Origin of the sequence: Devosia ginsengisoli, assembly GCF_007859655.1 — a bacterium.
Taxonomy (GTDB): Bacteria; Pseudomonadota; Alphaproteobacteria; order Rhizobiales; family Devosiaceae; genus Devosia; species Devosia ginsengisoli.
The window spans coordinates 3,905,475-3,924,177 of the sequence record NZ_CP042304.1; the positions used below are offsets into that span (position 1 = coordinate 3,905,475).

At 63.9% G+C, this 18,703-nt stretch carries 18 protein-coding genes and 1 pseudogene; 6 read left to right on the forward strand and 13 right to left on the reverse strand.

Annotation, left to right across the window (positions count from 1 at the left end; all coding sequences use genetic code 11):
• The first annotated feature begins 14 nt into the window (after nucleotides 1-14).
• Nucleotides 15-794 carry an SDR family oxidoreductase gene (locus FPZ08_RS19075; protein WP_146291892.1) on the forward strand — a complete coding sequence of 260 codons (780 nt, stop codon included), beginning with the start codon at nucleotides 15-17 and terminating at the stop codon, nucleotides 792-794.
• Between the two features lie 58 nt (nucleotides 795-852).
• On the opposite strand, the gene FPZ08_RS19080 is transcribed toward FPZ08_RS19075, so the two are convergent.
• The 6 genes from FPZ08_RS19080 to FPZ08_RS19105 are packed head-to-tail and all read right to left on the reverse strand — an operon-like array spanning nucleotide 853 to nucleotide 6,681.
• Nucleotides 853-2,115, reverse strand: coding sequence for an ABC transporter substrate-binding protein (locus tag FPZ08_RS19080; protein WP_146293312.1), 1,263 nt, complete (start codon nucleotides 2,113-2,115; stop codon nucleotides 853-855).
• Nucleotides 2,116-2,160: 45 nt separating this feature from the next.
• On the reverse strand, nucleotides 2,161-3,084 hold the full coding sequence (locus FPZ08_RS19085; RefSeq protein WP_146291894.1) for a phosphotriesterase family protein: 924 nt from the start codon (nucleotides 3,082-3,084) through the stop codon (nucleotides 2,161-2,163).
• On the reverse strand, nucleotides 3,081-4,376 hold the full coding sequence (locus tag FPZ08_RS19090) for an FAD-dependent oxidoreductase (protein ID WP_146291896.1): 1,296 nt from the start codon (nucleotides 4,374-4,376) through the stop codon (nucleotides 3,081-3,083). The genes FPZ08_RS19085 and FPZ08_RS19090 overlap by 4 nt, the downstream gene beginning before the upstream one ends.
• Nucleotides 4,373-5,131 carry an SDR family NAD(P)-dependent oxidoreductase gene (locus FPZ08_RS19095; RefSeq protein ID WP_146291898.1) on the reverse strand — a complete coding sequence of 253 codons (759 nt, stop codon included), beginning with the start codon at nucleotides 5,129-5,131 and terminating at the stop codon, nucleotides 4,373-4,375. The genes FPZ08_RS19090 and FPZ08_RS19095 overlap by 4 nt, the downstream gene beginning before the upstream one ends.
• Nucleotides 5,121-5,900, reverse strand: a complete 780-nt coding sequence (locus FPZ08_RS19100; RefSeq protein WP_146291900.1) for a sugar isomerase domain-containing protein — start codon at nucleotides 5,898-5,900, stop codon at nucleotides 5,121-5,123. Before FPZ08_RS19100 ends, FPZ08_RS19095 begins: the two co-directional genes overlap by 11 nt.
• Complete coding sequence (locus FPZ08_RS19105) at nucleotides 5,893-6,681, reverse strand: GntR family transcriptional regulator (protein ID WP_146291902.1); 789 nt, start codon at nucleotides 6,679-6,681, stop codon at nucleotides 5,893-5,895. The genes FPZ08_RS19100 and FPZ08_RS19105 overlap by 8 nt, the downstream gene beginning before the upstream one ends.
• A 23-nt stretch (nucleotides 6,682-6,704) precedes the next feature.
• Between FPZ08_RS19105 and FPZ08_RS19110 the strand changes: the two genes are divergently transcribed.
• From FPZ08_RS19110 to FPZ08_RS19120, 3 genes are read left to right on the forward strand one after another with little or no spacing between them, the layout of a single operon-like run.
• A complete protein-coding gene (locus FPZ08_RS19110) occupies nucleotides 6,705-7,778 on the forward strand; it encodes an ROK family protein (RefSeq protein ID WP_146291904.1) in 1,074 nt (357 codons plus the stop codon).
• Nucleotides 7,775-8,845, forward strand: coding sequence for a Gfo/Idh/MocA family protein (locus FPZ08_RS19115; protein ID WP_146291906.1), 1,071 nt, complete (start codon nucleotides 7,775-7,777; stop codon nucleotides 8,843-8,845). The genes FPZ08_RS19110 and FPZ08_RS19115 overlap by 4 nt, the downstream gene beginning before the upstream one ends.
• Nucleotides 8,842-9,963 carry a Gfo/Idh/MocA family protein gene (locus FPZ08_RS19120; RefSeq protein WP_146291908.1) on the forward strand — a complete coding sequence of 374 codons (1,122 nt, stop codon included), beginning with the start codon at nucleotides 8,842-8,844 and terminating at the stop codon, nucleotides 9,961-9,963. Before FPZ08_RS19115 ends, FPZ08_RS19120 begins: the two co-directional genes overlap by 4 nt.
• Here the strand turns inward: FPZ08_RS19120 and FPZ08_RS19125 are convergent.
• Together FPZ08_RS19125 and FPZ08_RS19130 are read right to left on the reverse strand one after the other, a co-directional pair.
• Nucleotides 9,960-10,952, reverse strand: a complete 993-nt coding sequence (locus tag FPZ08_RS19125; protein WP_146291910.1) for a LacI family DNA-binding transcriptional regulator — start codon at nucleotides 10,950-10,952, stop codon at nucleotides 9,960-9,962. The genes FPZ08_RS19120 and FPZ08_RS19125 overlap by 4 nt on opposite strands.
• A gap of 17 nt (nucleotides 10,953-10,969) precedes the next feature.
• Nucleotides 10,970-11,980: a Gfo/Idh/MocA family protein gene (locus FPZ08_RS19130; protein ID WP_146291912.1), complete on the reverse strand. Its 1,011-nt coding sequence runs from the start codon at nucleotides 11,978-11,980 to the stop codon at nucleotides 10,970-10,972.
• Nucleotides 11,981-12,076: 96 nt separating this feature from the next.
• Here FPZ08_RS19130 and FPZ08_RS19135 point away from each other — a divergent pair, with 96 nt between their 5' ends.
• Nucleotides 12,077-12,805, forward strand: coding sequence for a ThuA domain-containing protein (locus tag FPZ08_RS19135; RefSeq protein ID WP_146291914.1), 729 nt, complete (start codon nucleotides 12,077-12,079; stop codon nucleotides 12,803-12,805).
• A 2-nt stretch (nucleotides 12,806-12,807) separates the two neighbouring features.
• Here the strand turns inward: FPZ08_RS19135 and FPZ08_RS19140 are convergent, their stop codons facing one another.
• The 3 genes and pseudogenes from FPZ08_RS19140 to FPZ08_RS22865 all read right to left on the reverse strand — a co-directional run.
• Entirely contained in the window at nucleotides 12,808-13,875 is a 1,068-nt protein-coding gene (locus FPZ08_RS19140) for a cation diffusion facilitator family transporter (protein WP_246132717.1), read from the reverse strand.
• Nucleotides 13,876-13,955: 80 nt separating this feature from the next.
• Nucleotides 13,956-14,078, reverse strand: a complete 123-nt coding sequence (locus FPZ08_RS22860) for a hypothetical protein (RefSeq protein ID WP_342780191.1) — start codon at nucleotides 14,076-14,078, stop codon at nucleotides 13,956-13,958.
• Nucleotides 14,079-14,139: 61 nt separating this feature from the next.
• Nucleotides 14,140-14,439, reverse strand: a pseudogene (locus FPZ08_RS22865) (hypothetical protein); the annotation flags it as partial.
• Between FPZ08_RS22865 and FPZ08_RS19150 the strand changes: the two are divergent.
• On the forward strand, nucleotides 14,388-15,377 hold the full coding sequence (locus FPZ08_RS19150; protein WP_146291916.1) for an acrylyl-CoA reductase family protein: 990 nt from the start codon (nucleotides 14,388-14,390) through the stop codon (nucleotides 15,375-15,377). The pseudogene FPZ08_RS22865 and the gene FPZ08_RS19150 overlap by 52 nt on opposite strands.
• A gap of 153 nt (nucleotides 15,378-15,530) precedes the next feature.
• Here the strand turns inward: FPZ08_RS19150 and FPZ08_RS19155 are convergent, their stop codons facing one another.
• Both FPZ08_RS19155 and FPZ08_RS19160 read right to left on the reverse strand, forming a co-directional pair.
• On the reverse strand, nucleotides 15,531-17,408 hold the full coding sequence (locus tag FPZ08_RS19155) for an ABC transporter ATP-binding protein (protein WP_146291918.1): 1,878 nt from the start codon (nucleotides 17,406-17,408) through the stop codon (nucleotides 15,531-15,533).
• Nucleotides 17,409-17,667: 259 nt separating this feature from the next.
• Nucleotides 17,668-18,657, reverse strand: a complete 990-nt coding sequence (locus FPZ08_RS19160; RefSeq protein ID WP_146291920.1) for a potassium channel beta subunit family protein — start codon at nucleotides 18,655-18,657, stop codon at nucleotides 17,668-17,670.
• Nucleotides 18,658-18,703 lie beyond the last annotated feature (46 nt).

Sequence of the window (18,703 nt, forward strand, 5' to 3'; positions counted from 1 at the left end):
GCCTGGAGACGTCCATGACCGCGCCTTTTGGACAGAGCCTGCTGGGCAAGGCCGTGCTGATCACCGGTGGCTTTCAGGGCGTCGGCCTCGAAATCGCGCGCCATGCCCAGGCCAACGGAGCCAGCCGTATCGTGCTGGCCGGACGCGATGCCGGCAAGGGCGAGCGGGCGCTGGCAGAAATTCCCGGTGCCGAGCTGGTCTTCGGTGAGCTGGGTGATCCCGAAACCCCGGCCCGCCTGATGGAACAGGCGCTGGCCAATGGCCCGCTCGACGGGCTGGTCAATGCCGCGGGCCTGACCGACCGCGCCACCTTCCTCGATGGCACGGCCGCCATCTGGGACAAGCTCTTTGCCGTCAATGCCCGAGCCCCCTTCCTGCTGATGTCGGCGATGATTGCGCATCTGCGGGAGCGCAAGGCACCCGGCTCCATCGTCAATATCCAGTCGATGAATGCCCATTGCGGCACGCCGGAACTGGCAATTTATTCGGCCAGCAAAGGCGCGCTCGCCACGCTGACGCGCAACGCGGCCAATGCCCATATCGCCGATCGCATCCGGGTCAATGGCATCAATATGGGCTGGGCCGCCACTGACGGCGAGCGGGACATGCAGGCAAGGATTTTGGGCAAGGGCGAGGATTGGGCGCAGCAGGTCGCAGATCAGTTGCCGCTGGGCCGCCTGCTGGAAGCGAACGAGGTCGCCCGGCTGACGGTCTATCTGCTCTCTGACCTGTCGGGCCTGCAGACGGGCACTTCGATCGATCTCGAACAATGGGTCGTCGGCGCGCCGCGCTGAACGAAAACGGGCGGCGACAAAGTGCCACCGCCCGCATCGGTCCTGTCAGAGTGGCCTGTTACCAGGCGTCGCCCTTGAGGTCGGAAAGGTCTGCCTCGAGCAGTTCCAGATTTTCCGCAGCCGAGCCATTGCCGGCCAGCGTGTTGTGAACCGCGCTCCAGAACAGCGAGGAAACCTCGTTATAGTCGGTCTTGGTCGGGGCCGACGGCCGCGGCACAGCATTGAGCAATACGTCTTTCCACGCCGGCACGATCGGCTGGGCCGCCGCCACTTCGGCATCGTCATAAAGTGCCGGGCGCGTCGGCATTTCCGTCAGCTCGATCGCCCGCTCCTTCTGAACCTCGTAGGAAGTCAGATAGAGCGCCAGCTCGATGGCGGCATCCGGGTTCTTCGAATATTTGGAAACGGCATAGTTCCAGCCGCCAAGCGTCGCCGCCGAACGGGCATCGGGACCTTCGCCCGATGGTAGCGGCGCCACATCGAACAGGCCCTTGATCGGGCTGTCGCCGCTATTTCCGAGCGCATAGGCATATTCCCAATTGCGGTGAAACACCGAATTGCCGAGTTGCCACACGCCGCGGCTTTCCTCTTCCATATAGGCGAGGCTGCCTTCCGGCGAGATGGTGCCGATCCAGCTAGCGGCCAGGTCGATGGCGGCGACGGCGTTGTTGTTGTTGATCGAGATAGTGCCATCGGGCTCCACGATCTGCCCACCACCATAGGATTTCACCCATTCCAGCGCATCGCAGGTGAGGCCTTCATAGGCATTGCCCTGGAACACGAAGCCCCACATATCGGCATTGCCGGCAGCGCGCTCGCCATCCATGATTTCCTGCGCCGTCGCGGTCATTTCGGCCCAGGTGGTCGGAACCGACTTGCCGTACTTTTCCAGCAGATCCTTGCGGTAGTAAAGCGCCGGTGCGCCGGTATAGGACGGCAGGGCAACCAGCTTGCCATCTACGGTCTGCGACTCGATGATCGAGGGGAAGAAGTCGTCCACCACATCCTTTGCCGCCTCGGTGAGGTCGAGGAACTGGTCGGCAAGCTGGGGCGCCCAGATTACGTCCGTGGTGTAGAGGTCGATATCGGTATTGCCGGCGGCGAGCCACAGGCGGTACTGCCCGAACTGGTCGGTGGTCGAGGATGGCATCGGCACGATGGTCACCGTATGGCCGGTATCTGCCTCGAAGCGGTCAAGCTGGGTGCGCAGGAATTCGACGCTCCGCCCCGTGCTGCCCGACACCACCGAAAGCTCGGCGGCATAAGCCATGGCCGGCATGGCAATGCCGGCGAGCAGTGCGATCCCCCATGCCATCGTCATTTTTGAGAATTTGAACACGATGTCCTCCCTGGACTGTTGTTGTAATCAGGTCGCCACCGGATCAAAGGCCAGGAACCGCCGGGGATTGCCGACGGCCAGCATCTCGATATCGGTGGATGACAGGCCGGCGCTCTGCAGCGCCGGCAGAATGGTGCTGGGGATGTGGGCAAAGCCCGGCCCGCCGCCATGCGCCTGGTGATAGGACCGGCGCGCCATGTCGCCGCTGAGCATGATCTGGTGGCCATGGCCATCCGCCACCAATGCGACGACGAGGGCAATGCGGTCGGCGTCGGCGAGATATTTGGCCTTGGCGAACTGGTCGAAGCCAAGGAAGGCTCCGGTCGCCGCGACTTCGCGCAGATAGCCAAGATCGGGTTTGAGATCGAGATGGCCCAGCAGGATGCGATCGGCCGGCACGCCATGGTCGCCCAGCAATTGCACCTGGCCGATGGCCCAACTGCCCTTTTCGGTATGCGTGCTGATAGGCGCATTGGTGGCCCGGTGGGCCACGGCAGCGGCTTCGAAGACACGGCGCTCGTGCGGCCCCGGACCATCCAGGCTCGATGATGCCTTGATGAGCCCGGCTTTGGCCGTTGAGCCGGCAATGCCGTGCTGGACCTCGTCGATCATCCAGGCGGCAATGGCCTCCGTGGTCAGGGTGGAGCTGATCCGGTCGGCAAACTTGCCCTTGTTATAGCCGGTCGCGGCGATGAGATGCACGCCGCTGGCCGCCGAAATGCGCGTCATGACTGCGGCATCCCGGCCATAGTCGATCGTGGTCATTTCGATGACGGATCGTCCGCCCGCCGTGGCAAACAGTTCCAGCTCGCGCTGCGCCAATGCTTCGTCATCGAGCCGCAGGTCGGGGTCGATTACGTCGGACGGGGGCACGGCGTAGATATGCTCATGCCCCAGGGTCAGGCCCAGATCAGCCGGGTCGATATCGCCGAGAACCGTGCGGACGATCACAGCACGGCTCCCATATCGGCAAGCCGTTCGCGGATCAGCGTGGCGGGCAAGGTGCGCGGCGCTACACCCATGCTGGTGGAGAGTGCAGCCGCGACACCGGCCGCCTGGCCCATGGCCAGGCACTGGCCGATCGAGCGCACGCTGGCATGGGCATCATGCGATGCGCTGAGGCAACGGCCGGCAACCAGCATTCCGTCGACATCCTGCGGCAACAGGCACCGATAGGGGATGCCATAGGTGCCGCTATCGGGCACATATTCCCAGCGGGTATTGCCGCCGGCATGATGCTCCTCGATCGGCGCGCCGCATTGCGCGATGGCGTCGTCGAACTGGCGGGCCGCCAGCACGTCTTCGCGGGTCAGCCAGTATTCACCCTTGATGCGGCGGGTCTCGCGGACGCCGATCTGGATGGCCAAGCCTCCCAGCACCGACTTTTCATAGCCCGGCACGTTATCGACGAGGAAGCGCGCATATTCGAGCGCCTGCAGCCGGCCCTCCCTTTCGGCGGCGGAGAGCTGTTGCACATCGGTGCCGTCAACGCCGCCAACGCGGGTCATATTGGTCACCATCACGCCGTCATGCGGGGTGATGTGGGCGCTGCCTTCCTTGCGCGGCAGATTGTAGCTGTCGCTCTTGGCCGCCATCAGGTCCCACATGGCCTGCTTGGGAAAGGCCTTGGCGGCCGCCATGTCGACATTGATCATCTTGAACGTGGTGGTCAGCGACTGGGCGATGCCCAGGGCTCCAGAGTCCTCGAATGGCGCACCGGCGCGGGCGGCCACGGTAGCGTCGCCCGACGCATCGATGATGGTCGTGGCCATAATCGCCTGCGGCCCCTTGGGCGTGCCGACAAGGACGCCCTTGAGCTGTGATCCGTCGCGCAGCAGGTCAATGAAGTAGCTGTGGAACAGCACCTTGACGCCCGCATCATGCGCCAGCTTGTCCCACACCACCTTGAGCACTTCGGGGTCATAGGTGAGCCCGGCGCCGGCGCCATAGGTATTGGGCCGCTTGATGAGCACATTGTGCGCCGAAAGTCCGGCAATCACATCGTCAGGAATGCCGCCGACGACCTTTTTCTCGGTCTGGCCCGGCGTATAGAAGCCATAGAAGGTATCGAGCACCATGACGCCGGTGCCGCCGAGGAAGCCGTAGCGCTCGACGAGAACGACACTGGCGCCCTGGCGCGCTGCGGCAATGGCAGCGGCCGAGCCGGCGCTGCCACCGCCAATCACCAGCACGTCGCATTGTGCGAGTACTGGCAGGTCGGTTTTGTAGTTCAAGCTGGTCATCCTGCGACTCCCCACCCCCCGGCAACCTCGAGCACGGTCCCGGTTACAAATCTGGATTGATCGAGCGCCAGAAAGCCGATGGCATCGGCCACGTCTTCGGCAGAGCCGAAGGTGCCGGTCAGTGGCTGGCGATGCTTGATATAGGCCTTGGTCGGCTCGTCGCCCTGAGCCCGCAGGCTCATCGGCGTTTCAATGAGGCCGGGCGCCACGGCATTCACCCTGATGCCGTGATCGGCATAATAGGCGGCCATGGTCCGGGTCAGCGCGATGATGGCGCCCTTGGATGCCGCATAGGCATGGGTGGCGAAGAGCTTGGCCGGGGCATAGCCCAGCACCGAAGCGGTATTGACGATGCTGCCATGGCCCGCCGCCATCATCGGCTCCAGCGCGGCGCGGCACATGCGGAAGGTCGTGGTGAGATTGGTATCCATCACCGTGTCCCAGCCTTCGTCGGTGCAGCTATGCACCGGGCCGTCGCCGAAGCGCCTACCGCTGATGCCGACGACATTGACCAGCACGTCGATGCGGCCGAAGCGGGCCAGCACCTGCGCTACGGCATCGGCTGCCGCATCGGGTTCGGTCAGGTCATGCTGGATAGCCAGCAGGTCCGGAATGGTTTCGCCCAGCGCGGCGAGATTATCGGGCGCACGGTCGAGCGCGGCAACGCCGAGGCCCTGGCGCGACAGATAGCGCGCCGTGGCTGCGGCAATGCCCGAGGCCCCGGTGACGAGGGCGATTGAACGGTCAGGCGCCATAGAGCACCTTCACGCGGTCGCGATAGTCGTTATAGGTGTCTTCGAAGCGCTGTTTCGATGCTTCAGCGCCCATTGTATGGGCACTGGCCAGCACCAGCGGCATCTGGCCGCGCGCTGCCAGGTCGGCGGCAATCAGGCACTTTATGGCATTGACCACGGCCGTATTGCCGATGGTGCTGCCAGGACCGACAGGCACGTCGACGCCGGGAATGTCCACCATGGCGTCGCCCGGCACCGCGCAATTGTCGATCACCAGATCGGCGATATCGGCCAGCTTCTTGCCGGAGGAATGCCCGCTCGGCAGCAGGGCGGAATACTGGGCGGCAATGATGGCAATGACCTTCATGCCGCGCGCCTTGGCGCCCAGCGCCACATCCACCACCACGCCATTGGTTCCGGAGGTGGAGAACACCACCATCACGTCATAGTCGCGCAGCACGTAATTGGAGAGAATGACTTCGCCGAACCCTTCCTGGCGTTCGATCCACATCGCCTGGCGCTGGCCGTTCGAGCCGACCACCTGGGTGTGGTTGGTCATCGACAGTTCCACCATGGGGTGGAAGCCGGGAAAGCTGCCATAGCGGGGAAACACTTCCTCGACCGCCATGCGCGAATGGCCGGTTCCGAACAGATGCACCAGGCCCTTGCGGGCGATGGCGTCGGCGCACCAGGTCGCGGCGGTTTCGATCGCATCGCCCTGGGTGTCGCGGACGCGCTTGAGCAGGGCTTCCGCCGCGTCGAAATAGGCGGTGGCGGGCGTTCTATCCATTGGTCGTGTCTTCCTTTCGGGTAATCAGGGTGTTGCCGGCCGAGAGCTTGACGCGGAAGCTGGATTTGTCGCCGCGGCCCCAGCGCTGGGTGAATTCGACGGGCTGGCCTTTGTCGGTCACCACAGTTCGTTCGGTGTAGACCAGCGGCGCGCCCGGCTCGACGTCGAGCAGTTCTGCCAGTTCGACATCGGCAGAGACCGCTTCGATCGTCTCTTCGCCACCGGCCAGCGTGATGCGGTAATGGGTCAGCAGCGTATGATAGAGCGAGCCGGCCAGATCGAATGTCGCCAGCCCCGGCGCCAGTGTCTCGTTGATATGGGAAATCTCGTAGAGCAGCGGTTCGCCATCGATCAGGCGCACGCGTCGCAGGGTGACCACTGGCCAGCCCGGCAATTGGTTGAAAACCCGGGCGACCTTCTCGCTTGCCGAGGTGAGACCGGTTTCCAGCACGCGCGAGGTCGGCTCGAACCCCTGCGCGCGCATATTCTCGCTGAAGCCCGCCAGCAATTCGAGCCGCTGCTCGACCTTGGGCTGGCTGGAGAACGTCCCCTTGCCCTGCCGCCGGATGAGCCAGCCTTCGTTTTCCAGCTCCTGGATGGCCTGGCGCACCGTGGCGCGCGATACGCCAAGCTCGCTCGTCAACTGCCGCTCCGAGGGCAGGGGCTGGTCTTCGGACCACATGCCGCTACGCAAGCCATGCAGCAACACATCCTTGAGCTGCACAAAGAGTGGTGTTGGCGAGCGATGATCGAGGACGGTGCGCAGGTCGCTGGGGTTCACGTTGTGCTTCTGAAATTACTGGTATGGACATTAGGTGGTCCGTACCAGTATACAGGTCTCCAGCATCTGGCAAGTGTCCAAGGCGACAGAAACTGACCCACTATTCCAAACCCGGCTTTCCCACCGCCACCATCGGCATCGATCTGGGCGGAACGCGCTACAAGATCGGCTGGCAGGTGGCGGGCGGCGGCCTGACCGATACGGTCACGCTATCCACCGGCTCCCACCGCAAGGTCGACGTCGTGCTGGCCGAGGTGGCCGAAGCGGTTTCCGCCATGGTCGAGCGCGCCCATCTTGCCCGCGAATCCATCGTTGCGGTGGGCATCGGTGTTCCGGCAGTGATCGATCCGGCCGTTGGACGGATCATCCTTCTTCCCAATTTTTCCGAGAGCTGGCAGGGCTTTCTGCTCACTGATGCGCTGAGCGCGCTGATCGGATTGCCGGTCTATCTCATCAATGACGCGCGCAGCTTTACGCTGGCCGAAGCGCGCCTTGGCGCCGGGCGCGGCACCGCCAACCTGCTCGGGGTAACGCTGGGCACCGGCGTTGGTGGCGGCCTCGTGCTCGACGGCAAGCTGCGCTTCGGGCCCAACCATATGGCCGGGGAATTCGGCCATATCAGCATCGATCCGCATGGCCTGCGCTGCGGGTGTGGCGGGCTTGGCTGCATCGAATCCTATGCGTCGGGTCCGGCCATCGCCGCCACGGCCCTGCGCCCCCTGCTGCAGGGTCGTGCGCCGATGCTGCGCGAACTGATCGGCGGCGACCTGAACGAGCTCGATGCCGACGCGGTTGCGGCGGCGGCGCGGGAGGGCGAGGCCGAGTGCCGCGAGATTTTCGAGCGCGTCGGGCATGCGGTGGGGCTGGGCATCGCCCACGTCATGAAGATTGCCGACATCGAGCGTGTCATTGTCGGCGGCGGCGTTGCCGAAGCGGGTGAGATGCTGTTCGGCCCGATCCGCGAGACGGTTCGCGCCAATACAGCGGTGTTCGGCCCGGTCCAGCCGCAGATCGCTGCGGCAAGCATCGAACAGCCCGGCGCCACAGGCGCGGCCCTATGGGCACGGGAACGATTTTCGGAGGAGCATAGAGCATGAAAACCTGGCGCATTGCCGGCATCAATTTCGACCACATGCATATGGGCGATCTGCTGCGCCTGGCCCATGACCATCCTCAGGCCGAGATCGTCGCGCTTTGCGATGCCGATCCGGCGCGTATGCGGACGGCGAAGCAGAATTTCGCTATTCCCGACAGCGCGATCTATACCGATATCGACCGCTGCATCGCCGAGGCGAAGCCTGATCTGGTCATCCTGTGCCCGGCCACCGCCCATCATGCCGATTTCGTGGAACAGGTCGCCAAACACGACGTGGCCATTCTCGTCGAAAAGCCATTCGCCGCGTCCCTGGCCGAGGCCGATCGCATGATCGCCGCAACGCGCGACAGCCTACTTGTGATCAACTGGCCGCTGGCCTGGTATCCGCCCCATATCACCACCAAGCGCCTGATCGACGAAGGGGCGATCGGCGAAGTGATCGAGGTGCACTATTATGACGGCAATCGCGGCCCGCTCTATCACCGCGCCGACAAGATCGAGGTTGAACAGGATGCGGCCCTGGCCGAAAAGGCCGGCTCGTGGTGGTACAGCAAGGCGGCCGGCGGCGGCAGCCTGCTCGATTATCTGGGCTATGGCGTAACGCTGGGCACCTGGTTCTTGGATGGGCGCGCGCCCATCGAAATCACCACCACAATCGATACGCGCGACGGGCTTGAAGTTGACGAGCATTCGGTGACCGTAGCCCGCTATGCGACCGGCCTGTCCAAGTTCGAAACCCGCTGGGGCGCGTTCAGCGATCCCTGGCTGACCCAGCCGCAACCCAAATGTGGTTTCGTCGTCGTCGGAACCGAAGGCACCATTGCCAGCTATGACTACGAGACCACGATCAGCATGCAGACGCGCGTCAGGCCCGGGATCCACACCGTGCCGGTCGATACCATTGCAGCGCCCTACCGCAACCCCATCGAATATGTGCTGCACTGCATGGAAACCGGTGAGGCCATCAAGGGTCCGCTCGATCCCAAATTGTCGCGGATCGGCCAGCAGATTGTCGATAGCGCCATGCTGTCGGCCAGCGAAAAGCGCACCGTGAGGCTCCTGCCATGAGCGAAACGACGACCGCGAGCGCCGATTCCTACGCCCTGACCGACGCTCCCAAAGGCGTGGCCGTGGCGCCAGATCTGCCCTATCAGCCACGCGACCCTCAGGCCTACCGTCCCCGGATTGCCCTGATCGGGGCCGGTGGCATCACCTTTGCCCATCTGGGAGCCTATCGGCAGGCCGGCTATGACATTGTCGCCATCTGCGACCAGGATATCGAACGCGCCCGCAACCGGCGTGACGAATTCTACCCCGAAGCTGCCATCACCACCGATGTGGACGATATTCTCGGCCGCGACGATATCGCCGTGGTCGACATTGCCACCCATCCGGCGGCCCGCGTCTCGCTGATCGAGCGGGCGCTGGACGCGCGCAAGCATGTGTTGTCGCAAAAGCCCTTCGTGCTCGATCTCGACGTCGGCGAGGCCCTGGTCGAGCGGGCGGATCGCAATGGCGTCAAGTTGGCCGTCAACCAGAATGGCCGCTGGGCACCGCATTTCGGCTATATGCGCGAGGCCGTTCGAGCCGGGGTGGTCGGGGAGGTGCAAAGCGTGCATCTGGGTGTCCATTGGGACCACACCTGGACCAAGGGCACGCCCTTCGAAGATATCGACGATCTGGTCTTCTACGACTTCGCCATTCACTGGTTCGACTTTTTGGCGAGCCTGATCGGCGATCGCGCCACCAATGTCTTCGCGACGCGGGCCCATGCCGCCGGGCAGCAGATGCGGCCGCCCATGCTGGCGCAGGCGCTGGTTGAATTCGAAGGCGGCCAATGCTCGCTGGCCTTCGATGCCCATGCCCGGTTCGGCCCGCTCGACACGACCTATATTTCGGGCACCGAGGGATCTCTCGTCAGCCAGGGCCCCAATCTCGGCAGCCAGGCCGTCACGCTTTATACCGCAGAGGGCGAGGCTCATCCGCTGCTGCAGGGCGCCTGGTTCAACGATGGCTTTCATGGCGCCATGGGCGAATTGCTCTGCGCCATCGAAGAAGACCGCGAGCCCATCAACGGCGCTCGCGGCAATCTGCTGAGCCTGCAACTCTGCTTTGCCGCCATCGCCTCCTCGCATAGCAAAGCTCCGGTTCGTCCCGGAACGGTCCGCAAACTCTCGGTCGCTTAATTCGGCGCGCCGGTGCTGCGGCCCCAGTGCACGACACAGGCGATGACGCGCTGCTGCGGTGGCACGTCGGCCGGCTGTTCGATGATTTCGGCCAAAGCGGCACTGACCGCGCCCGGCGGCGGGGCGATGGTGGTGATGGAATGGCTCTCCCACCCGGCCAAAGCCACACCGTCATGGCCCACAATGGCGAGATCATCCGGCACCGCGTGGCCCAGCGCGGCAGCGGCATCCTTGACGCCAATGGCCATCAGGTCATTGGCGCAGACGATGACATCGGGCTGCATGCGGCGCAGCAGCAGCGAGGCCTCCCTGTAGCCGGACTCGTAGGAGTAATCGCCATGCTCGACGAGGTCGAAGACCAGGCCATGCCTGGCCAGTGCGGCGGCGAACCAGGCCATGCGCTGCTTGTCGACATGGCTCGAGGCGCGGCCCGAGAGATAGACGAAATGCCGCCGCCCTTGCACCACGAGATGATCGACGATCTCCGCTGTAGCCGCATCCGCGTCGAGCCGTACATCCGAGATATCCCGTCCCTCCAACGGTTCGGACGAGGCAATGATGGGCACGGCCGAATGGAAGATGCGGGTGGCGTCGGCGATGGAAACGGCGTCGGAATAGAGCACGACGTGATCGACCTGATAGGTCGAGGCGATGCGCATCAGCCGGCTGCGATCCTCATGGTCGGCGCAGCGCAAAACCAGCGGCATCCGCTCCTGTTCCTGCAGGCGCCGGATGAGTTGGTCGAGCCCTTCGGCTTCGGCCGGATTGGCGACCGTATTGACCACCAAAGCCACCAGTCGTGACTGGTTGTTGTTGAGCACCCGCGCCATGGCATTGGGGCGAAAGCCATGTTCGTCGGCCAGGGCCAGGATGCGGGCGCGGGTCGCCGGCTTCATACTCGAATTGGCAGCAAAGGCGCGCGATATGGTCGCCGAGGACACGCCAGCCAGCTTGGCCAGTTCGACCGATGTTATGCCCCTGCGCCGCATCCTATGTCTCCGCACCGCTATCGGGGCGCCGTCACCTCTAGCGTAACCGCTTCGCCATCACGAGAGGCCGAGAGCTTGATCGCATCCCACAGCCGGGCAAAGCGCAGGCCATTGGCAATGGTGGACGGATTGGCCAGCCGCCCGTTGCGCACCGCCTGGAAAGTGTGCATTGGCGTATCGCGTGTTTCGCCTTCCTCGCGCGGCTCGGCTATGCCGCCAATGCTGACCTCGCGCCACTTGCCCCAGGCGTCGATGCGCACGATGGCCTTGGTGTAGAAAAAGGTGATGGCGGAGGCACAGCCCGGCGGGCCGTCGCCGGCGGCATTGAAGGTGACGAGCGCGCCATTGCTGAGCCGCGCCGCCACGGCCGTTGCAAGGTCCACCGCAATGCCGCGATTGCTGGCATAGGCCGAGAGCCGGGCGAATTCGGCATCGGCCAGCACGCAGACCGTGTTCATCATGTGCGCGCCGGTATCGAACATGAAGCCGCCGCCCGAAATGGCCGGGTTCTGCTTCCACTGGCCGGCGTAGTTGTTCTTCCAGCCTTCCCAAATGGAGGCGCTGACGCTGACCAGTTCGCCGAATTCGCCGCGCCGAGCCCGGTCACGTGTGTCATGCACCAGCGGAGACAGCCCGCCCTGGAAGGCGATGACCACGGTGCGGCCAGTGCGCTTTTCGGCCTCGACCAAGGCGAGGGCTTCCTCGACCGTGGTGACCATCGGTTTTTCCAGTAGCAGGTCATAGCCGGCTTCGATGACCGCCAATGCATTGGCGCCGTGGAAGACATGTGGCGTCGACACATAGACAGCGTCCATCTGCCCCTTGAGGGCAGCGAGCATGGTTTCGGCATCAGGGTATTCGGCGGGGCGCGGTGCCCCGGCGGCCTCGCAGGTATCGGCAAAGCGCTTGCGCGATACTTCGCTGACTTCGGCCGTGGCGACGATCTTTACATCGTCCATCGCCGCCCAGCCGCGGGCATAGTCCGCCGCCTTGAGGCCGGCCCCGATCACGCCCAGGCGCAACACCATGATTTCCTCCCATGAACCCGCTTGTCTGCAAAATGTAGACGTGTACATTATTGCCCGTCAAGGTCGCCAAATGGCGCCGAACCGAGGGAGAGAGACGTGACCATCCGCGTGACCATCTGGAATGAAGGCCGCCACGAAAAGCGCGATGCGCCGGTGGCGAAAATCTACCCCGATGGCATGGATGGCGCGATCGCTGCCGGTCTTGGGGATCGCGACTTCTCCATCGAGCGGCGCTCTCTCGACGATCCCGAACAGGGGCTGACCCAGGAATTGCTGGATCGCACCGATGTGCTGACCTGGTGGGGTCATGTGGCCCATGACGAGGTGAAGGACGAATATATCGACCGGGTGCAGCAGCGCATCTTGGCCGGCATGGGGCTGGTCGTGCTGCATTCGGGGCATCATTCCAAGATGTTCCGCCGCATGATGGGCACCAATTGCAACCTGGCCTGGCGCGAATTGCCCGAGGGCGATCTGGAGCGGGTCTGGGTGACCAACCCGAACCATCCGATTGCCGAAGGCGTGCCGCCCTTCTTTGAAATTCCGCAGTCGGAAATGTATGGCGAGCCCTTCGACATTCCGGCCGCCGACGAGATCATCTTCATGAGCTGGTACAAGGGCGGCGAAGTGTTCCGCTCGGGCCTGACCTTCTATCGCGGGCTGGGCCGCATCTTCTATTTCTCGCCCGGCCACGAGACCTTCCCGATCTACCACAATCCCATGGTGCAGCATGTGATCGGCAACGGTATCGAATGGGCCATGCGACCTCATTCCGGTGCGCGCAAGCTCGACAATTGGCATCGCAAGGAGCCGATCCACCGCTAGGACTAGGGCACGCCGTCTGGCGCCAGCGCGCAGGCGGGGGCGTTTTCGTCCCAGACGATCTCGATGGTGGAATGGGTGATGCCGTAGTCGGCGTTCAGCGCCTGCTTGACCCCCTGTGTCACCGCACCGGCATCGGCGCCGGGTGTCAGCACGATTTCCAGCGTCGCCACGGGTTTACCCGAGGTGATGGACCAGACGTGGACATGCCGGACGGCGGCAAGGCCAGGCACCTTGGCCACCAGTGCCTTGCTCAAATCCTCGACCACCACATTGCCCGGCGTGCCCTCCATCAGGATATGCAGCGAGCCGCGGAACAGCTTCCAGGCGCTGCGCAGCACCAGCAGGCTGACAAATACCGACAGGATCGGATCGATCGGCATCCAGCCGGTGACCCAGATGGTGACGGCGGCGACGATGGCCGCGACCGAGCCCAGCAGGTCGCCCAGCACATGCACCATGGCGCCGCGGATGTTGACGTGTTCCTTGTCGCCGCGCGATAGCACGAGGAAGACGGTGATGTTGACCACGAGGCCCAGCACGGCGACGATGAACATGGGCCCGGCCAGCACTTCATGCGGCGTCATGAAACGCTGGATGGCCTCGTAGATGATCCAGCCGACCAGGGCGAACAGCGTGACGGCATTGATGAGTCCGGCCACCACTTCGAGCCGCATATAGCCGAAGGTGCGCTTGCCATCCGACGCACGGCGGCCGAAGCGGAAGGCGGCCCAGGCCAGCAGCAAAGCGGCCGCATCGGTCAGCATGTGCCCGGCATCGGCGATCAGCGCCAGCGAGCCGGAGAGCAGGCCGGCCACGACTTCCGCCAGCATGAAGCTGGCCGTCAGCAGGAAGCCGATCAGCACGACACGCTCATTGCCGGCACTCACCGTTGGTGCGTGGCTGTGGCCTGCATGGTCGTGGTCCGAATGATCGTGCCCGGCATGGTCGTGCCCCGTATGGTCATGGCCGTCGTGATGCTCATGCTCCGCATGATCGGGATCGGCATGCTCATGGCCGGCATGATCGTGCCCATGGGCCATGGGACCCTGTTCCTTGCTGCCGTTAGCCATCATTCAGCTCCTCGAAATTCCTTCATATGAATACATGTTCATATGTGCAGATCAAGGCAAAAGCGATGGCGCCCCTGCGGTCAGGTGTCGCTGTCCTCGCTGTGGTCTTCCATCGCATGCTCGATCATGTCGGCCAGCATATGGGCGATATGCTCGTCGGCCGTCTCGTAGAACACCTGTTTGTTGCGCCGCGTTCCCCGCACCAGCCGCGCCGCGCAGCAGGCGCAGATGGTGGCTGACCAGTGAGGGCGAAGCGTTGACGGCCTTGGCGATGTCGCCCACCGCGATGGGCTCGGAAAGACAGGCCAGCAGCACGCGCAGCCGCGTCGGATCGCCCAGCAGGCGATAGGTTTCGGCAATCACGGATATCTGGGCGTCGCTGGGTGTGCTCAAGGCGATGACTCGATGGGCTTGCTGAACCAAGAGGTAAGGCGCTTCGGGGCGAGGCGCCAGAGGGTGGCTCCATTCGCCCCGCCGTGCCAAGCTGGCGAAAAGACGAGGAGGAGTCGACCATGAGTTTCCGCGCATTGCTGACCGACCGGGATGCCGAGGGCAAGGTGACATCGGCGGTCGAGGTGCTGGACGATGCGCGCCTGCCCGAGGGCAATGTGACGGTCGATATCGACTGGGCGGGGCTCAACTACAAGGATGGCCTCTGCCTCACCGGCGGGGGTGGGCTGGTGCGGACCTATCCGCATGTCGGCGGCATCGACTTTGCCGGTACGGTGCGCGACAGCGACGATATCCGCTACAAGGCGGGCGACATGGTGGTGCTGACCGGCTGGCGCGTCGGCGAGACCCATTGGGGCGGCTATAGCGAGCGGGCCCGCGTCAATGCCGATTGGCTGGTGCCGCTGCCGCAAGGACTGACGACGCGTGATGCCATGATCGTCGGCACGGCGGGGCTGACCGCCATGCTCGCCATCGACCGGCTGGAAGCGGCGGGCCTGAATCCGGAAGCGGGCGAAGTCCTGGTGACCGGCGCGGCCGGCGGCGTCGGCACGATTGCGACATCCATGTTGGCAAAGCTTGGCTATCAGGTCGCGGCTTTGTCGGGACGCCCTCAGCATGCCGAGGCGCTCAAGACGCTGGGGGCGGCGGGCGTGATCGACCGCGCGGAGTTCTTGGCCCAGCCCGACAAACCATTGGAATCGGCACGCTGGGCGGCGGTGATCGACAATGTCGGTGGCAAGGTGCTGGGCAAGGTTCTCAAGCAGGTAAAATATGGGGGCTCCGTCGCCAGTATTGGTAATGCCGGAGGTATCGAGCTTTCGACCAATGTATTGCCGTTCATCCTGCGGGGGATAAGTTTGTTCGGTATCGACAGCGTGATGCAGCCGTACAGCACGCGCGTCGCGGCGTGGGCGCGGATATCAGGGACGTTCGATCTTGGCGCCTATGCCGGGCTGGTGCGCGAGGTGGGGCTGGAGGAATTGCCCGAGGCGGCGCGGGAGATATTGGCGGGTGAGGTGAAGGGCAGGGTGCTGGCGAAGGTGGGGTAGGGCAGGGTTGTGCAAAGCCCACCGGCGCTTCCCGCGGACTTGATCCGCGGGTCACTCTCAGCGCAGCACAAGCGGCGAAAGACCCCCGGATCAAGTCCGGGGGAGGTACGGTGGATGGGTGAGATGGTGCCCGCACGAAACTGCCCGTCCCCGTCACCGATACCCCGCCGCCTGCAGCTCGAACAGTTCGGCATAGCGCCCGCGTAGGGCCAACAGCTCCGCGTGCGAGCCCGATTCCAGGATCGTCCCGTTTTCCAGCACGAGGATGCGGTCCGCCATGCGCACAGTCGAGAAGCGGTGCGAGATGATGACCGCGGTCTTGCCCGCGGCGAGGCTCTTGAAGCGGGAGAACACTTCCGCTTCCGCCTTGGCGTCGAGCGCGGCCGTGGGTTCGTCGAGGATGATGAGATCGGCGTCGCGCATATAGGCGCGGGCGATGGCGACTTTCTGCCATTCGCCGCCGCTGAGGTCGCGACCCTTCTTGAACAGGCGCCCGAGCTGCTGGTCGTAGCCTTCCGGCAGCTTTTCGATCACCGCATTGGCGAGGCTCAGTTCGGCGGCATTCTCGATGCGCGCCATGTCATTCTGGTCCTCGATGCGCCCCACCCCGATATTCTCGCGGGCGGTGAGGCTGTAGCGAATGAAATCCTGGAAGATCACGCCGATATGGGCGTGGATATCGGCGACGGAGAGCTCCCTGAGGTCCACGCCATCGATGGTGATGCGGCCTTCATCCGGGTCGTAGAGCCGGGTCAGCAGCTTGACGATCGTGGTCTTGCCGGCGCCATTCTCGCCCACCAGAGCCAGGGTTTCCCCGGCATGGAGCGTGAAGCTCAGGTGGCGGATGGCCCAGCCCTCGGTATCGGGATAGCGAAAGCCCACATCCTCGAAGGTGATGCCCTGACTGATCGGCTGGGGGAAGGGCTTCGGGTTGGCCGGGGAGAGGATGGTTGGCTCGATCTCGAAGAAGCTGAACAGGTCGTCGAGATACATCGACTGGCCGGCAATCTGGGTGAAGCCGAGCAGGATTTTCTGGAACAGGCCGTTGAGCCGCAGGAACGAGCCGGAGAGGAAGGCCAGGTCGCCGATGGTGAAGTCGCCGGTCACCGTGCGCCAGACGATGAAGCCATAGGCGCCGTAATAGGTCAGCGTCGAAATGGACGAGAACAATGCGCCCCAGATGGCGCGCTGCGTCGAGAGCTTGCGGTTTTCCAGATAGATGGTGTGGGCGAGCTGGCGGAAGCGGGTGATGAGGAAGTCGCCCAGCCCGAAGAGCTTGAGTTCCTTGGCCGTTTCGGCGCTGGCCCCGATATAGCGGATATATTCGAGCTCGCGCCGCTCGGGCGTGCGCCAGCGGCTCATGAAATAGGCCAGCGTATTGAACCGCGTTTCCCCCCAGATGGCCGGCACGAAGCTCAGCGGCAGCAGCAGGATCAGCCACGGCGCATAGACGAAGAGGCCCGCCGCCAGTGTAGCGACGGTGATGATATCCTGCGCCTGGCCGAACATCTGGCTCAGCAGCGCATTGCGGCCGGCGGCCTGCCGGCGCGCCCGCTCCAGCCGGTCCTGATATTCCGCCGATTCGAAATGCATGAGGTCGAGCCTGGCGGCATGGGCCATCAGCTCGACGCTGACCGTATTGGAATGGAGCTCGGACAGCACCGAATCGACCAGGCCCGTGGCCCGCGCCAAAAGATCCGACGCGACCACCAGCGCCAGCTCGATGGCGAGCAGGACCACTATGAGATTGAGCGTGCCGCTGTTCCACCAGTCGGCAAAGCCGGGGCCGGGCGCGGTTATGGTGGTGAGGCGCACCACTTCGTCGATGATCAGCTTGCCCACATAGAGCATGGCGATGGGCTGCAGCGAGGCGATGAGGCGCAGCCCGATGCTGGCTGCGGTGAGCGGGCGGCTGGTGCGCCAGATTTGCGCCACCAGTCGGCCGAGATGGCGGAGGTTCTCGATACGCTCGCGGAATGTGGGAGCCTTGTCAGGCGTGGGCGGCGGTCGGCGCCCGGGAAGGTCGGTCATGCGACAATGATAACCGGGCGGCGGGGGAGGGGGAATAGTTCGCCACGTTAAGGTGTCGTAACAATTGCCGCCGGCGTCTCAGTCGTCTCCCTCCCCCTTGTGGGGAGGGATCAAGGGTGGGGGTGTCGAGCGGTCCGCACCCGCCGAGTTCGGGGCGCGTTCGCCACCCCCACCCTGCTCGATTCAACGGACTTAGCAAGCTAAGTCCTATCTCGCTTCCCTCCCCACAAGGGGGAGGGTGGACGACTGCGAAATCTAGCTAGTACCGCTCGAACGCCTTGGGCTTGTTGCCCATGATGGCCTCGATTTTCTCAGCCACATCGGGGGTCATCTTGTCCTTGGACTTGAGGGCCGAGAGGTTGTCCGCGAGCTGGGCTTTCTTCGAGGCGCCGAGAATGACGGTCGAGACATACGGGTTGTCGAGGCACCAGAGCAGCGCCAGGTGATGCACCGGCAGGCCGATTTCCTTGGCGAGCTTGGCCAGTTGCCTGATTTTTTCGAGCTTGGCCTTGCCGGCTTCGCTGGTCCAATCCTTCTTGAGCCATTCATAGCCCGGCAGGTTCATGCGGCTGTCTGATGGAATGCCGTCATTGTATTTGCCGGTCAGCGCGCCCGAGGCCAGCGGCGACCAGATGGTGGTGCCCAGCCCCATGAGATCGTAGAGCGGCAGATAGTCGTGCTCGACCTTTTCGCGGGTGAACAGGTTGTATTGCGGTTGCTCCATCTGCGGGCCGATGAGGTGGTTGGTCCGGGCAAAGGCCCAGGCTTCGGTAAGCTGCTGGGCGGTCCATTCCGAGGTGCCCCAATAGAGCACCTTGCCCTGGGTGATGAGATTGTGCATCGCCCAGACGGTTTCCTCGATCGGGGTCTCGATATCGGGGCGGTGGCAGAAATAGAGGTCGAGGTAATCGACCTGCAGGCGCTTGAGCGCGGCATGGGCCGCCTCGGTGACATGCTTGCGGTTGAGACCTTTCTGCGTCGGCTTGGTGCCGCCCCAGAACACTTTGGAGGAGACGGCATAGGAGTCGCGGCTCCAGTTGAGCTTCCTGAGCGCTGCGCCCATCAGCGTTTCGGATTCGCCGGCCTCGTAGCCCTCGGCATTGTCGAAGAAATTGACGCCTTCGTCATAGGCCAGGCCCATCAGTGCCAGGGCCTCCTTTTCGTCCACCTGCTTGGAGAAGGTGACCCAGCTGCCGAGCGACAGCTCGCTGACCTTGAGGCCGGATTTGCCCAGGCGACGATATTCCATGACACTGTTCCTGATGGTTTCGCGGCTCCGCGCCGCCTTGATATAT

Excerpts from the sequence above, each read along its gene's own strand:
- FPZ08_RS19075 (WP_146291892.1), top strand. The coding sequence starts at position 15 with ATGACCGCGCCTTTTGGACAGAGCCTGCTGGGCAAGGCCGTGCTGATC.
- FPZ08_RS19080 (WP_146293312.1), bottom strand. The coding sequence starts at position 2,115 with ATGACGATGGCATGGGGGATCGCACTGCTCGCCGGCATTGCCATGCCG.
- FPZ08_RS19090 (WP_146291896.1), bottom strand. The coding sequence starts at position 4,376 with ATGACCAGCTTGAACTACAAAACCGACCTGCCAGTACTCGCACAATGC.
- FPZ08_RS19095 (WP_146291898.1), bottom strand. The coding sequence starts at position 5,131 with ATGGCGCCTGACCGTTCAATCGCCCTCGTCACCGGGGCCTCGGGCATT.
- FPZ08_RS19100 (WP_146291900.1), bottom strand. The coding sequence starts at position 5,900 with ATGGATAGAACGCCCGCCACCGCCTATTTCGACGCGGCGGAAGCCCTG.
- FPZ08_RS19110 (WP_146291904.1), top strand. The coding sequence starts at position 6,705 with ATGGACATTAGGTGGTCCGTACCAGTATACAGGTCTCCAGCATCTGGC.
- FPZ08_RS19115 (WP_146291906.1), top strand. The coding sequence starts at position 7,775 with ATGAAAACCTGGCGCATTGCCGGCATCAATTTCGACCACATGCATATG.
- FPZ08_RS19120 (WP_146291908.1), top strand. The coding sequence starts at position 8,842 with ATGAGCGAAACGACGACCGCGAGCGCCGATTCCTACGCCCTGACCGAC.
- FPZ08_RS19125 (WP_146291910.1), bottom strand. The coding sequence starts at position 10,952 with ATGCGGCGCAGGGGCATAACATCGGTCGAACTGGCCAAGCTGGCTGGC.
- FPZ08_RS19130 (WP_146291912.1), bottom strand. The coding sequence starts at position 11,980 with ATGGTGTTGCGCCTGGGCGTGATCGGGGCCGGCCTCAAGGCGGCGGAC.
- FPZ08_RS19140 (WP_246132717.1), bottom strand. The coding sequence starts at position 13,875 with ATGGCTAACGGCAGCAAGGAACAGGGTCCCATGGCCCATGGGCACGAT.
- FPZ08_RS19150 (WP_146291916.1), top strand. The coding sequence starts at position 14,388 with ATGAGTTTCCGCGCATTGCTGACCGACCGGGATGCCGAGGGCAAGGTG.
- FPZ08_RS19155 (WP_146291918.1), bottom strand. The coding sequence starts at position 17,408 with ATGACCGACCTTCCCGGGCGCCGACCGCCGCCCACGCCTGACAAGGCT.
- FPZ08_RS19160 (WP_146291920.1), bottom strand. The coding sequence starts at position 18,657 with ATGGAATATCGTCGCCTGGGCAAATCCGGCCTCAAGGTCAGCGAGCTG.